General features: G+C 67.1%; 13 protein-coding genes and 1 pseudogene. 9 read left to right on the forward strand and 5 right to left on the reverse strand.

The genetic code is table 11. The features are described 5' to 3' along the window. The 4 genes from ACIBX3_RS40600 to ACIBX3_RS40615 all read left to right on the forward strand — a co-directional run. On the forward strand, positions 1-602 hold a 602-nt coding region (locus ACIBX3_RS40600; protein WP_397125895.1), incomplete at its 5' end, for a tyrosine-type recombinase/integrase. Beyond that, a complete protein-coding gene (locus ACIBX3_RS40605) occupies positions 599-2,866 on the forward strand; it encodes a tyrosine-type recombinase/integrase (RefSeq protein WP_397125896.1) in 2,268 nt (755 codons plus the stop codon). The genes ACIBX3_RS40600 and ACIBX3_RS40605, both read left to right, overlap by 4 nt. Next, positions 2,856-3,281 carry a DUF6262 family protein gene (locus ACIBX3_RS40610; RefSeq protein WP_397125897.1) on the forward strand — a complete coding sequence of 142 codons (426 nt, stop codon included), beginning with the start codon at positions 2,856-2,858 and terminating at the stop codon, positions 3,279-3,281. The genes ACIBX3_RS40605 and ACIBX3_RS40610 overlap by 11 nt, the downstream gene beginning before the upstream one ends. Further along, positions 3,275-3,622, forward strand: coding sequence for a hypothetical protein (locus tag ACIBX3_RS40615; protein WP_397125898.1), 348 nt, complete (start codon positions 3,275-3,277; stop codon positions 3,620-3,622). The genes ACIBX3_RS40610 and ACIBX3_RS40615 overlap by 7 nt, the downstream gene beginning before the upstream one ends. 259 nt (positions 3,623-3,881) lie before the next feature. Here ACIBX3_RS40615 and ACIBX3_RS40620 read toward each other — a convergent pair whose 3' ends face one another. Then, entirely contained in the window at positions 3,882-4,472 is a 591-nt protein-coding gene (locus ACIBX3_RS40620) for a hypothetical protein (RefSeq protein ID WP_397125899.1), read from the reverse strand. Between the two features lie 108 nt (positions 4,473-4,580). On the opposite strand from ACIBX3_RS40620, the gene ACIBX3_RS40625 reads away from it, so the two are divergent. Then, positions 4,581-5,243, forward strand: coding sequence for a DinB family protein (locus ACIBX3_RS40625; RefSeq protein WP_397125900.1), 663 nt, complete (start codon positions 4,581-4,583; stop codon positions 5,241-5,243). Positions 5,244-5,850: 607 nt separating this feature from the next. Next, positions 5,851-8,565 (forward strand): P-loop NTPase fold protein, encoded by a 2,715-nt coding sequence (locus tag ACIBX3_RS40630; protein ID WP_397125901.1) that lies wholly within the window; start codon positions 5,851-5,853, stop codon positions 8,563-8,565. A gap of 113 nt (positions 8,566-8,678) precedes the next feature. On the opposite strand, the gene ACIBX3_RS40635 is transcribed toward ACIBX3_RS40630, so the two are convergent. The 3 genes from ACIBX3_RS40635 to ACIBX3_RS40645 all read right to left on the reverse strand — a co-directional run bounded on the left by ACIBX3_RS40635 (position 8,679) and on the right by ACIBX3_RS40645 (position 10,607). Continuing rightward, positions 8,679-8,909 carry a hypothetical protein gene (locus ACIBX3_RS40635; RefSeq protein WP_397125902.1) on the reverse strand — a complete coding sequence of 77 codons (231 nt, stop codon included), beginning with the start codon at positions 8,907-8,909 and terminating at the stop codon, positions 8,679-8,681. Between the two features lie 663 nt (positions 8,910-9,572). Then, positions 9,573-9,749, reverse strand: coding sequence for a hypothetical protein (locus ACIBX3_RS40640; protein ID WP_397125903.1), 177 nt, complete (start codon positions 9,747-9,749; stop codon positions 9,573-9,575). 15 nt (positions 9,750-9,764) lie between these two features. Next, positions 9,765-10,607, reverse strand: a complete 843-nt coding sequence (locus ACIBX3_RS40645; RefSeq protein ID WP_397125904.1) for an SDR family oxidoreductase — start codon at positions 10,605-10,607, stop codon at positions 9,765-9,767. Between the two features lie 50 nt (positions 10,608-10,657). On the opposite strand from ACIBX3_RS40645, the gene ACIBX3_RS40650 reads away from it, so the two are divergent. From ACIBX3_RS40650 to ACIBX3_RS40660, 3 genes and pseudogenes are all read left to right on the forward strand, one after another. Further along, positions 10,658-11,500, forward strand: coding sequence for a helix-turn-helix transcriptional regulator (locus ACIBX3_RS40650; RefSeq protein ID WP_397125905.1), 843 nt, complete (start codon positions 10,658-10,660; stop codon positions 11,498-11,500). Between the two features lie 93 nt (positions 11,501-11,593). Beyond that, positions 11,594-11,965, forward strand: a pseudogene (locus ACIBX3_RS40655) (recombinase family protein); the annotation flags it as partial. Next, positions 11,907-12,293, forward strand: a complete 387-nt coding sequence (locus ACIBX3_RS40660; protein ID WP_397126134.1) for a recombinase family protein — start codon at positions 11,907-11,909, stop codon at positions 12,291-12,293. The pseudogene ACIBX3_RS40655 and the gene ACIBX3_RS40660, both read left to right, overlap by 59 nt. Before the next feature lie 477 nt (positions 12,294-12,770). Here ACIBX3_RS40660 and ACIBX3_RS40665 read toward each other — a convergent pair whose 3' ends face one another. Continuing rightward, positions 12,771-13,376 carry a hypothetical protein gene (locus ACIBX3_RS40665; RefSeq protein ID WP_397125906.1) on the reverse strand — a complete coding sequence of 202 codons (606 nt, stop codon included), beginning with the start codon at positions 13,374-13,376 and terminating at the stop codon, positions 12,771-12,773. Positions 13,377-13,384 lie beyond the last annotated feature (8 nt).

Here is a 13,384-nt window from a genome sequence, read left to right on the forward strand (position 1 = left end):
GTCTAAAGTGTCGGCCACGGCCATCACGCGATCTTGGGATGTCTTCACAAACTCCGAATGATCACGTGGTGGCCGTCTTCATGCCACCTCAACGCCCAAGATCGCGAAGTGTCACTGGAGTATTAGGCCTGCGGCACGAGGACATCGCCGCCGCCAAGCAGGAGATCACCATCGTCCCCCGACACAACGTCAACCGGGCGCGGAGTAAGTCCCAGCGGCAACGGCGCATCCCCGTCAGCGCCTCGTTGATCCGCCTCTACGGCGATTACATGCACACTGAGTACGGCGACCTGGACTCCGACTACGTCTTCGTCAACCTGTTCGCTGAGCCCTTCGGCCACGCAATGACCTACTCGGCTGTCTATGACCTGGTCACCCGCATCCGGCGGCGCACCGGCCTGGACTTCGATCCGCACTGGTGCCGGCACACGGCCGCGACCCGGATGCTCCGCGACGGAGTGCCGCTGGAAAGCGTGTCCATGCTGCTGGGACACAGCTCGATCGCGACGACCGTTTCCGTCTATGGGCACCTCACCGCCGCCGACGCGCGCAAGGCGCTGGAAGCCGCCGGCTGGTTCGCCGGAAACGAGGTGACCTGGTGACCAGCATCACCCCGACCCCGATAAACCCCGCACGATCGAAGCCGATCCCCGCAGGACTTCGCGAGAAGCTCCTGGGCGCCATCCGGCCCGAGTTTCGCGGTGATGAAGTGGCCTTCGCCGTCGACGATCCGATCTTCGGCACGACGCCGTGCGCGGTTCCCGGCTGCTCGCGCGCCACCCGCACCCAAGGGCTGTGTGGTGCCCATTACCAGCGCTGGCAGTACTTCGGCCGCCCCGACATGAGCGAGTTCGTCGCCACCGCACGACTCATCGGCCAACGGCCGCGAATGCCCGCGGGATGCGTCGTCGACAGCTGCAACTTCGCCGCCAGCACGCGCAGGCTCTGCCATTCCCATCACTACATATGGCAGCAGCTCGGCAGCCCCGAACTCCCCGCCGGCCTGGCCTTGCTGAAGCCTCTGGCACTCGACAAGCGCCCAACAGACTGCCTGGTCGACGGGTGCCCACGGTGGGCTCAACCGCACAGCGACCTGTGTCGTCCCCACCAGGCGCGCTGGCGCGAGCACGACCGCCCGCCAGTCGAGGAGTTCGCGCTCACCGCCAACGATCCTCGGCCACTGCCACCGGGCGAGCGCATCATCGTGACTGCTCTCCCAGCGCACCTGCGCCAGGAAATGCAGTACACCCTGCAGTGCCGCCGCGACGAAGCCGCAGGCAAGACCGCACCCGCCACCGTCAACGCCGCTGTCCTTCTCCTCGCCACGGTCGGTGTGACCTCCATGCTGGAACGAACGGAAGAGCAGTGGCGTGAGCTCGCTCCCAACCGCACAACAGCACGCCGCGACGTCATCCAGCTGATCATCTACGGTCGGCGGAAACTCGAGACCTTGCTCGGCGGTGTCGGCTGGGAGAGTGAATACCCGCGTGATGTCTGGCGGCTGCACAACCTCGGGCTGAGCACCACCAACGCCGTCCTCCGCTTCGACGGCATCCCACAGCCATGGCTCCGTGAACTGGCCAAACGCTGGTTGCGGTGGCGGTTGTCCACCGGCTCCAGCAAGTCCACCTGCCTCCTGAGCACCCGCAGCCTCACCCACTTCGCGGCCTTTCTCGCCACGCACACCCCCGAAGTTGAACGCCTGGCCGACGTCGGCCGCGTCGTCCTGGAGCGCTACCTCGCCCACCTGCGGCTCATGACCGCCAGCGCCCAGTACCAGGCCAGCTTCATCTGCGCGCTCAACACCTTCTTCACCGCCGTCCGCCAGCACCGCTGGGACACCTCGCTGCCGACGGAGACCCTGTTCTTCACCGGCGACTACCCCAAGCGGCCCGCGATGCTGCCCCGGGCCCTGGCCGAGCACATCATGGCCCAGGTCGAAGACCCCGCGAACCTGGACCGCTGGGAACACCCCGCCCACCAGCTCACCACCCTGATCTTGATGCGCTGCGGGCTGCGCATCACCGACGCGCTCAAGCTCGCCTTCGACTGCGTCGTCCGAGACAGCGAGAACGCACCCTACCTGCGGTACTTCAACCACAAGATGAAGCGCGAAGCGCTTGTCCCCATCGACGAGGAACTCGAGCAGCTCATCAGCCGGCAGCAGCAGCGAGTACGGCAACGCTGGCCCGGCGGCGTTCCGGTGCTGTTTCCCCGGCAGATGAACAACGCGGACGGCACGCGCCCCACGGGCAGCGCCACCTACCGGGCCGCGCTTTATCGCTGGCTGGCCTGCTGTGATGTCCGCGACGAACACGGTCAGCCGTTCCACCTCACCCCGCATCGCTGGCGCCACACGCTGGCCACCCGGCTGATCAACAGGGATGTCCCGCAGGAGGTCGTCCGCCGCATCCTCGACCACGACTCGCCTCAGATGACCGCCCACTACGCCCGCCTCCACGACAGCACCATCCGCGCACACTGGGAAAAGGCCCGGAAGGTCAACATCAGCGGCGACACCGTGACCCTCGACCCCGACGGCCCGCTCGCTGAAGCCACCTGGGCCAAGCACCGGCTCTCGCGCGCGACTCAAGCCCTGCCCAACGGCTACTGCGGCCTGCCCATCCAGCAGTCCTGCCCGCACGCCAACAGCTGCCTGACCTGCCCTATGTTCCTGACCACCGCTGAATTCCTGCCTCAACACCGCCACCAGCGCAACGAGCTGCTGCAGATCATCTCCGCGGCCGAGGCCCGCGGCCAGCAGCGGCTGGCCGAAATGAACCGGACGGTGGTCACCAACCTCGACACGATCATCGCCTCGCTGACCGAGGATTCTCCGGACGAAGGCCACTCCCATGCCAGCTGACAATGCTCCGCACCTGATCGAGGCCGCTCGCCGACGGCATGAACTGACTCGATCAAAGGCCGTCCAGGCCCTGCGCGAGTTGGAGCGTGAAGGCACGGCCGTGACCTTCGAGTCGGTCGCCAAGGCAGCCGGAGTCTCCCGCTCCTGGCTCTACGGCCAGCCCGACCTCCGAGCCGAAATCCAACGCCTCCGCGAACAGACCCGATCCACCGACCGTCCGACCGTTCCACCCGTCCAACGAGCCACGGATGCGTCCCTGCGACAACGACTCGAAGAAGCCACCGGTCGAATCCGCGAACTCAGGCAGGAAAACGAACGCCTGCGCCGCGAGCTCGCCGCAGCGCTCGGCGAGCAGAGAGTCCAACGCCCGACCGGCCCTCCACGTCGCGGTTCGGCAACGATCGGCCCTTGCTGATCCCCGTGCTCAATGTCCATCCAGCCTCGTGGACAACACCGTCCACGACGCAGCACTGCAGGTCAACATCGCCGAAAGATGATCAACTGAAGATAATGACCGAAGGCATCAACGGCCGCCTTAAGGGCCACCACATCGACCTCGGGGACCCCAAGAACCGTCTCGCCCAAACCCTGCTCGCCGCGCTCATGGTCGCCGTCGCCAACGAGCTCATCCTGCTCGCCTGGAGGCAAGTCCATGCCCACCGCGAGCCTCCGCCCGAGGACACCTGCGCATCCAATGCAGAAGATCCGGATTTGGAACCGCCCGCAGCATCCGGCAGACCACCACCAGGCGCCTGATCCGCTTGGCCGACAACCGGACAGCATTACCTCGACCGACCGGTCCCGCACGCCCGGCCGCCAGCCCTTCACGCGCTCCCAGCGGCTCAACACCACCAGCGCCCTTCACCACGAACGCCACACGAGCCAGAACCGGCCCGTCCAACGGTCCGAAGACCTCGGAAAACGCGAAATCCCGTCCGATCCAGATGATCGGACGGGATCCCGTCAACTTCCTTCAGGCCATCTCAAGAACGGCCCATCGCGCCGCGCCGTGGGCTCACAGCAGCTTGCCGTTCTCGTCCAGGAACTTCGCCAGCGCGGCGTCGTCCAGGGCGGAGCCGGTGGCGAGGTCGCGGACGGCGGTGATGGCCGCCTGGGCGCTGTCGCAGAGCTCGGCGATGGCCTGGGCACGGTCGGCGGTGAAGCGGATCTGCTGTTTGTGCAGCAGCGACAGCGCCCGGGAGGCGGCCATGCGGATCTCGGCCATGGCGTTGAAGACGTCCATGGACGCATCGGCCTCGGATCCGTCACGGACCGCGCGGGCCTGGGCGGCGAAGGACTCCCGCTCCGAGCGCCGGGCGCTGTCGTACTCGCTGTCGTATTCGCTCTGCCGCTGCCTGGTGACCTCGGCGGCCGCGGCGCGGCCGGCCGCATCGGCGGCGGCCTGGCGGGCCTCGAACTCCTCCAGGACCTCCCGCGCCGCCGCCCGGGTGCTCTCGTCGGCCAGCAGGGCGGTCTTGACCGCCGTCGGGTGGCCGATGACGTAGCTGATGGCCGAAGGGCGAGTCCCGGCCTTGGCCGCCTCCCGCTCGATCGCCTCGCGCCGCTTCGGCCTGTGGGTGATCCAGCACCTGTGCGACGGGGTCACCCCGGAACAGACAGTCCTGGCCTCGGTGCTTGAGCGATAGGTGGCGGAGCCGACGCCAGGCAGCTCGCAACCTGAGCCCACCGGCGCAGCCTGACAGAATCGTGACCCATGATCGACGATTTCGCGAAAGACAACCTGCACGGGAGACTGCGGCGGGACCGCAAGGCGCTGCTCTGGAAACTCGACGGCTTGTCCGAATACGACGCCCGCCGACCTTTGACAGCGACCGGGACCAACCTCCTCGGCCTGGTCAAACACGTGGCCAGCGTCGAAGCCAGGTACTTCGGCGAGGTCTTCGACCGCCCTTCCCCGGAACCGCTGCCCCGGTGGCAGGACTCCAACGGCAGCGATCTGTGGGCGACCGCGGACGAGACCCGCGATCAGATCATCGGGTTCTATCGGCGCACGTGGGAACACTCGGACGCGACGATCAACGAGCTTCCCCTCGACGCCCCCGGCCACGTGCCGTGGTGGCCGGAGCCTTATGCCGACACGAACCTGTTCGCCATCATGGTCCATGTCCTCGGCGAGTCCATCCGGCATGCCGGGCACGCCGATATCCTGCGCGAGGGCCTCGACGGGCGGACCGGGTTGCGCGCCGAACACGAGAAGCAGATCGACGAGGAAGCCCGTGCAGCCTACTGCGCGAAGATCGAACTGGCCGCCAGGGCTAGCCGCACCGATCAAGGCTTAACCACAATCGCGCCACCGTGGCCCCGCCAAGGGCGGGGCCACGGTTCACCTCCGCCCCCCACCAGCAAGATCGCTTAAACGCCAAAGGCCGGAGTGCTGCGACGCGCCCTTGACGACCTCGAGGCGCTCTCCGCACGCTCGGTTCTTCTTGGGTCCGGGCTGCGTTCGGTCAACTTGGCCTACGTGAAAGAAGAGATCATCGTCCTCTGACCTACTGCAAGGGTCCTCCAACCCTAGATGACCGGGGTCGCATCTGGGCTCAGGGTTGTGTCAAGGTTGCCACTTCGGGGTGTGGTGATCGATCCGGCCATCACAAGAAGACGCAGTTTGCAGGCCGCGAGCGCGCGACGCGAGGAAGAGGGCAGCGAACCCAACTCAAGCGCTGTTGCTCACCCAAGGAGCAAGCGCCTGACAAGGCTCGATTCGTCAGGCTATAGATTCGATCATCTTGGCGTGTTCATAGAGGCTGAGCTGCGGAAATGTTACTCCTTTGATGTGCACCTAAATAGGTGCGGCTGCTTGGTTCCTGCGGCAGTCAAACACGGAGGCCACGGCGGCGAATCGCGACGCAGCAGGGATCGCGGTGAATACTCAAGGTGAGAGGCGAGAACACATTGTCAGCGGAGGACGCGCCTCCATTCGGTGAGGGGGAAAGATGTCCGAAGCGCCTGGGTGGTCGGGGTCAGTGGGCAGAGCGCTGCTGTGGGCGAGCGGATGCGCGGCGCTCGGTGGGCAGGATCGCACGGTCACTTCCAACGAGCTCTTCCTCGGGCTCCTGCTGGCGCATCCCGACCCGAGGGGAGAGATGTGGCAGTTCCTCGATCACTTCGGTCTCACTGCCCGTGACCTGCTTGCGGACGACTATCGGGTGATCGATGGCGCCGCCCTGCATGAGGCCGCCGCCGCAGCTCGCGGGCCCGACCCGACCGACTTGGACGTCGAGGTGGTGTCGATCCTGACCGATGCAAGCGTCCGTGCAGGTGGCCAGGCGCAGGTTCTGCATGTGATGGCCGAGCTTCTCACGCGCACCCCGTGGCAGGAGCGGCTGCAGTCTGGGCTTACTCGGTTCGGCATTAGTGCCGAGAATCTGGTCCGGCAGTTCAATGACGTCGTCCCCTCACTGGATAGCGCCGACTCCGCCTCCGTTAACAACGCCGCTGAGAAGATCAACCTGCGTAGCTCCACACCGGCGGGCGAGCAGATCGGACAGTGGCTGTCGCGACAATTTCCTCGCCGTCCCGCGACGATGGCCTCTTTCTCGAATGACGTGCCCGACCCAGGGGCCGACTTCATCGGAGTCAGCGAGGAGGCTGACGCGTTCGCGTACCTCATTGGATCGAGGACCCTTGTCCCGCCGCTCGCGATTGGCCTGTTCGGGCACTGGGGGAGCGGCAAGAGCTTCCTGATGGCCAAGATCCGACAGCGCGTGAGCCAGCTGACGACGCTGGCCGCCAGCGACGGTGACTCCGCATCGAAGGAGATCTGGACGAAGGTCGTGCCGATCGAGTTCAACGCCTGGCAGTACGTTGAGACCGACCTGTGGGCCGCGCTGCTGTCTCGCATCTTCGACGCGCTCTCGCCAGAGGCTCGGCGGAAGCTCACGGAGTTGAGCCGCCAGCATCAGGAGGCAAATGCGCAGCGCGACGAGATCCTCTGTGAGCAGATGCGAGCGGAGTCGGCGGTCGCTGACCTGGTCGAGAAGGAGAAGGCCGAGGCGCACGAGGCCCAAGCAGCGGCTGAGCAAGTGGAGCACGTCAAGCGGCAGATCGCCACCCTGCAGCATGTCGCCCAGCGCACGGCGCTCGACGCACACGCGCGTTCCAGCGCGACAACGGTGCTGGTCACCGGGCTCGGCTCGGTCCTGGGGCCCCGGGTCGTCGAGACCCTCGAGGAGGCGCGCCGGCTCAAGGTCGCGGCCGAGGCTCCTGCCTGGAGGCAGAGCAAGTTCTGGAGTTGGAACCGCCTGGTGTGGGTCAGCCTCGCCGTGCTTGTCGTACCCACCCTCGTCGTGCTGCTCGACCTGCGCGGCTTCGCGCTACCAACGGCGCTGACCGCCGCCCTCGGCACCTGCGCAGCGCTGCTCGTGCCCGTCCTAGGTGCTGCTGCTGCCTTCGTCGAGGGCCAGCAGAAGGCGGCTCTCGACGCGGAGCAGAAGGTCAGGGAGGAACTGTCGAACCTCGTCAAGCAGGCGGAACAGACCTTGACCACCAAGGAGCGCGCAGTCGAGGCCACGCGCGGGAAGATCGAAGTCGAACAGCAGAAGGCGACGCAGGCGGCGGCCAAGAGGGGCGATCTCGACCGAATGGCCGCCCGTCTCAACGCAGGCACCGTCTACGCCGACTTCCTGTCGGGTCGCTACACCAGCGACGACTACCGCAAGCGGCTCGGCATCGTGACCACGGTCAGCGACGACCTGGAGACGCTGTCGAGCCTCGTTGCGGAGTACAACAGCAGCCCCGAGGCACAGCAACCCGACGGTCCGCCGAACCGCATCGTCCTCTACATCGACGACCTCGACCGCTGTCCTCCAGCACGCGTCGTCGAGGTGCTCGAAGCCGTCCACCTCTTGCTCGCGTTCCCCCTCTTCGTGGTCGTCGTGGCCGTGGACACGAGGTGGCTGACAGCCGCGCTGTCCCGCGCGTTGCCCATCCTCAAGCAGGAGGCAGTTCCCGGCATCTCCGCGCCAACCGCAACGGACTACATTGAGAAGATCTTTCAGATCCCGTTCTGGGTGGAGCCGCTCGACGAGGGCGGGCGACACCGGCTGTTGCGGGGACTCCTGCTCCCGTCGGTCGCTCAGTCGAACAGTGACCGTGCACCGCAGGCCGGCACCGCTCTGCATGTCGGTCGCCGCGAACAGGAAGCCGCAGACACGATGCTCGCGGTGCACGGGCCGCGGCTCGACCTGGACGCACAGAACTTCACGATTACCGCGGCCGAGCTGGAATTCGTCGCGGCACTGAACCCTCTGGTGGCCGGCACCCCGCGGCAGGTAAAGCGGTTTGTCAACATCTGCAAGCTGCTGTTGGCCATGTCGCCGCCGCTGGCCGGCGGCAACGGGCTGGCGACCGAGCGGACAGCGGCGTGCTTCATGGCAGCTGTGCATCAGTCGATGCCGTCGTTCGCGAAGCGGCTCGCCGCGGCGGCGGCCTCTCCCGGGCCTGGCGCGACCCTCGAGAAGCTCCTCTTGGATCTCGTGGATTCGGAGCTCGCCGACGATCGGAAGCGGGTCCAGGACTGGCTGGCGAGGCTGCCTGCCGTCATTCCGCCAGCCCGACCGTTCGGCTCGGCTGATGCCCTCATGCTCATCAAGCGGTGGGACGTCCTTCGGCGGCTGCGCTTCGCCGAGGACGAGTCCAACGAGCGTGCGGCCCCAGCACCGGCTGACGAGGCGTCATGACCCTGGGGCCCGATTATTCGGTCACAGCCCTTGACCAGCCGGTTCTCCAAAATACTTCCAGTCGACGGACCTGGGATGTGAGCGACCGCGATCACCTCCACTGTCACTGACGATCAGGTCCGTGCGTCCGTTGAGCGCCCGCGTCCAGTCGAGCGGGGCTGGATGATGCGATTGAACGGGTCAAGATCGAGGCGTTCAAGCAGTCGGTCCTCACGGCCGGGGTGCTGCACACCAAGCTCGGCCAGGACCTCGCCCACTCGCTCGACGCTGATGTCAAGGGCCCGGATCGCGGGCAACAGCTCGGAGTAGCGGATGACGTCGCCGACGATGTGCCGGGACAGCACGACGGTCAGGGCCCGCCGGACATCGTCATGGGTGTACCGCTGCCAACCGTGGCCTTCGCCGAGTGGTGGGCGAGATAGATCGCCCACCTCAGCCAGGGGTTAGCGGGGTCGGCGTCGAAGCGGGTGAAGTCACGGCGCCTCGAGCAGCCGGAGCTGGATCCAGCGGATCGGCGGGCGCCGGGCAGGTTGCGGTGGCGGCTTGCGGGGCGCGCCTCGTCGATCGTGGGTGCGGGGCAGGGTCGTCGAAGCGCCTCGGCTGTTGAGCAGTCCGGCGAAGAACAGTTGATGGAAGGCGCCGACCTGGTCCAGGAAGCGGGAGGCGATGGCCCTTGCGCCTGCTGGGTCGGTCGTCCTTTTCTGGGTCGTGCCGCTCCAGGGCGGCACGGTGAACAGCGGTGCGGACGGCTCCGCCCGCCGTCGTCGGCAAAGGGCACTCGCGGTCGCCGACCAGCCCGTCCCTGTGCCTGCGTCTGGTCGCGCGACGGGGTTGTCCGTGGGCTGTTCACGAGAGGCTCCGGCCTACGGATACCGGAGGCGCTGGTGATCGCTTCCCAGAGTGTGATCTTTGTTAGGGATGCCCCAGACTCCCGCCCAGGCAGGCGCCGAGCATCCGGCCACACCGATGACGGCCACATACCACTGGGTAATGCCTCTGACCGGCTGTTATTCTGCGGCGGGGCCGCGCTGGGCGATCCGGATCGGCCCTGTCGGGTGGCCCAGCGCAGCGACCGTGCGCCGGTACTGCAGCGCATCGACTTCGACGCGGCGATCGGCGGCTGGCTCACCGATCGTGCCGCCGTCTCCCGTACTGCCGACCAGGACAGAGAACAACGAGATCACCGCATTCCGGCCCGCTCAGCGGAAATTGCTGAGCATGGCCACGACGTCGTCGTAGGTACCGTTCGCCGTCGCGTCGCGAAAGAACCTGGCACGCTCGACGACGATCTCCCTGGCGTCGGGCCTTTCCCGCAGAAGGTCCAGAGCCTCGGTGAGGTAGTCCTCCAGCGGCATGGACCTCTCGTCGTCCTGCTGGCCGAGGAGGGTGGTGCGCACAGCCGGCGGGATCACCTCGATCACCTGGACGCCGCTGTCGGCGAGCCGCACGCGCAGACTCTCGCAGAAGGCGTGCAGCGCGGCCTTGGTCGCGCTGTAGGTCGGGGTGGCCGCCAGCGGCACGAAGCCCATCGCCGAGGTGACGTTCATGACGACCGCGTCGTCCTTGCCCGCGAGCAGGGGCAGGAAGGCGTACGTCATCCGGATCGTGCCGAGCAGATTGATCGCGACGTGGTCCTCAGCGACCGGGAGGGAGGCGGGGTCGAGGGGGTTCTCCCGCAGCATGATGCCGGCGTTGTTGACCAGGACGTTCAGGTCGGGATGCGCGGCCGCCACCGTCTCGGCGGCGCGGGTGATCGACGCGGGGTCGGCGACGTCGAGGACGAGTGCCGCGATGCCGGGGTGGGCGGTCGTGATCTCGTCCAGGAGTTCTTTGCGGCGGCCGGCGACGATCACCTTGTTGCCGGCCTCGTGCAGACGCAGCGCCAGGCCGAGCCCGATGCCCGAGGTGCCGCGGTGATCAGAATCGTGTTGCCGGTCATCTTCATGGGGGTTCTCTCCTTCGCTGGCTGCGGGGCCGGTGAGCGCCCGCAGCCCCGACCGTAGGGGCGCCCGCGCGAAGACAGGAGGGGAAGGTTTTTCCATGGATCGGCGGTCCCTGGCTGGGCCGACGCAAAACGACGACAATGGGAGGCATGGACAGGAAAGAACTGGCGGAGTTCCTGCGCCGGCGGCGCGAGCTGCTGCGCCCCGCCGACGTCGGACTGGTCAAGGGTCCACGTCGGCGCACCCAGGGGCTGCGCCGCGAGGAGGTCGCCCAGCTCGCCGGCATGTCCACCGACTACTACGCCCGCCTGGAGCAGCAGCGGGCTCCGCAGCCGTCCGTCCAGATCACCACCGGCCTCGCCAGGGCCCTGCGCCTGACACCGGACGAACGCGACCACCTCTTCGCCCTCATCGGCCACAACGCCCCGGCTCGCTTCCATCCCTCCGAGCACGTCAGCCCGACCCTCCTGCGGGTCCTGGAACGCCTGAACGCCGACACCCCGGCCCTGGTGCTGACCGACATGGCCGACACCCTCGCGATGAACCCGATCGCCACCGCCCTGCTCGGCGACCGGACCCGCCATACGGGCCTGGCCCGCAGCTGCTTCTACCGCTGGTTCACCGACCCGGCCGAGCGCCTGTACTACGCCGAAGAAGACCGCCCGCGCCACACCCGCACCCAGGCAGCACGCCTGCGGGCCGCGCTGACAGCCGGCAGCGACGTCGACCGAGCTGCCCGTATGGTCGCCGAACTCCACGAACTCAGCCCCGAGTTCGTCCGCGTGTGGGAACTCGGGGAGGTCGCCCGGCGCTATGAGGAGTCCAAGACCATCCTCCACCCCGACCTCGGCCGTATCGACGTCGACGCCCAGTTCCTGTGCACCCAAGACCGCACTCAGACCCTGGTGGTGCTGGCCGCCCGCCCCGGCACCGACAGCCAGGGAAAGCTCGAACTCCTCTCCGTCATAGGACACCAGCAGTTCGCCCCCTAACCGGCACCGCATTGGGGGCGAACCAGGGGGCAGCCGAGATACGCCGGAGAGCGGCCATAGCGATCTTGAAGGTGTGGGGGAGAGGTATTGGAGGTGTCCGGTAACGTTCGTTCGCTTACACATTGGCTGACCGGCGTTCCCCCAGGTCAAGAATGTAAAGGTTCCCGTGTACGCGGCTATGTCACGCGCTCCGGGCTTCGTGTTACGGTCCTGGGCAGGCGGATCGGCACGGCGCGGGTCTCCACCAGCGACCAGCACCCCGAAGCCCAAGTCGACGCACTCCGCGCCGCCGGCTGCGAACAGATCTTCATCGACAAGGCATCCGGGAAACTCGCCCGCCGCCCCGAATTCGACAAGGCCCTGCTCGTCCTGCGGCCGGGCGATCAACTCCTGGTGACCAAGCTCGATCGGCTCGCCCGCTCCCTGGAACACCTCATCGCCCTCTCGAAGCAACTGCAGGAACGCAAGGTGGACCTGGTGGTGCTCGACCAGGGGCATCCACACCTCGACCGCGGTCGGCACGATGTTCTTTCAGATCCGCGGCGCGATCGCCGAATTCGAATACGCCCTCATGTCCGAACGCACCCTGGACGGGCTCGAAGCCGCACGTGCCCGCGACCGCACCGGTGGCCAGAAACCCAAACTCGGCCCCCGCCAGATCAAACTCGCCCAGCAGATGTACGACGAGACCGGCACAGACGGCAAACGCCGCTACACCGTCCAACAGATCGCCGACGAATTCGGAGTCACCCGACCCACCATCTACCGGCACCTCACCCGCGAGAACGCCTGACCACCACGCATACGCCCGGACACGGCAGGCTACTTGTCCGTCCGCCGTAGCTATACGAGCGCAGGGCCGTCCTGCAAGCGCTCCCCGCCGGAACCTCACACTTCGGACAGGGGCGACCTTCGACCGCTTTCGCGGCCCGATCGGGCGTGAACTCCATCCCCCTACCGAGTTAACGCCGCCGCGCGACGGTGGGTAGGTTCGTGCGATGGGGTCAGCTCCGGCTACCGGTCGGCGACGGCAAGTCGCCGTAGACGGGGGCCAAAGCCAAAAGATTCGTATCAAATGCCAGGATCGCAGGGGAGACCGCTGCCGAGTCTCGGTTGAGTAATCGTCTTGGCGTCCCAGTGCACGCCGGGCCGAAGGCCACCCCCCAGGGCGGCCCGGCGGTCGCGGGCGGCGGCCTGCATCAGGCGGGAGTGTCGGCGCATCCGCCGCTCCCGCCTGATGCCCCGCTCGATCACGCTCCGGCCGGTCGCGTCATTCCCCGGTGGCGAGTCTGGTGAGGTCGGTCCGGGTGAGCTTGACGGGGTTCTCGGCCAGCGGCTGGGGATTGCCCGACGCGTCCAGGGGATACTTCCCCTGCTGCGGATTGAGCAGCGCGGCCGGCGAGTCGGGATAGGTCTCCAGGAACATCGTGTAACCCTGCTCGGTGCGTAGCGGGACCAGATCCACTTCCTTGTAGGTCACGCCGTCGAGCTCGCCGCCGAGTTCCTTGACCTCGACGATCTGGCCGGGCTTGGCCTCTCCCTTGAACACCTTCAGCACCTCTACGGAGTAGACGGTGATGACGGTGGGGGGCTCTTCTGTCCGGGCCTTGGCCTGTGCGGGGGCTCCGGCGTTCGGATTGAGTTGGGGATCGGTCTCCTGCGGATCCTCCGGGAGCTCCTCCGTCTGCTGGAGGACCCGCGGCTGACCCGTCACGCGGCCTTCGACGACCAGGGTCGCCCGGTCGAAGAGCGCGTCGGCGGATTCGTAGACGGGATAGTCCGCCTCATAGATGATCGTCTTTTCGCCGGCCGAACAGCCGGTCGCGAACACCGCGGCCACGAACACCGCGCCCAGTCGTGGTAACAGACCCTTCATTGACGCCG

Source organism: Nonomuraea sp. NPDC049480, assembly GCF_044465905.1.
Taxonomy (GTDB): domain Bacteria; phylum Actinomycetota; class Actinomycetes; order Streptosporangiales; family Streptosporangiaceae; genus Nonomuraea.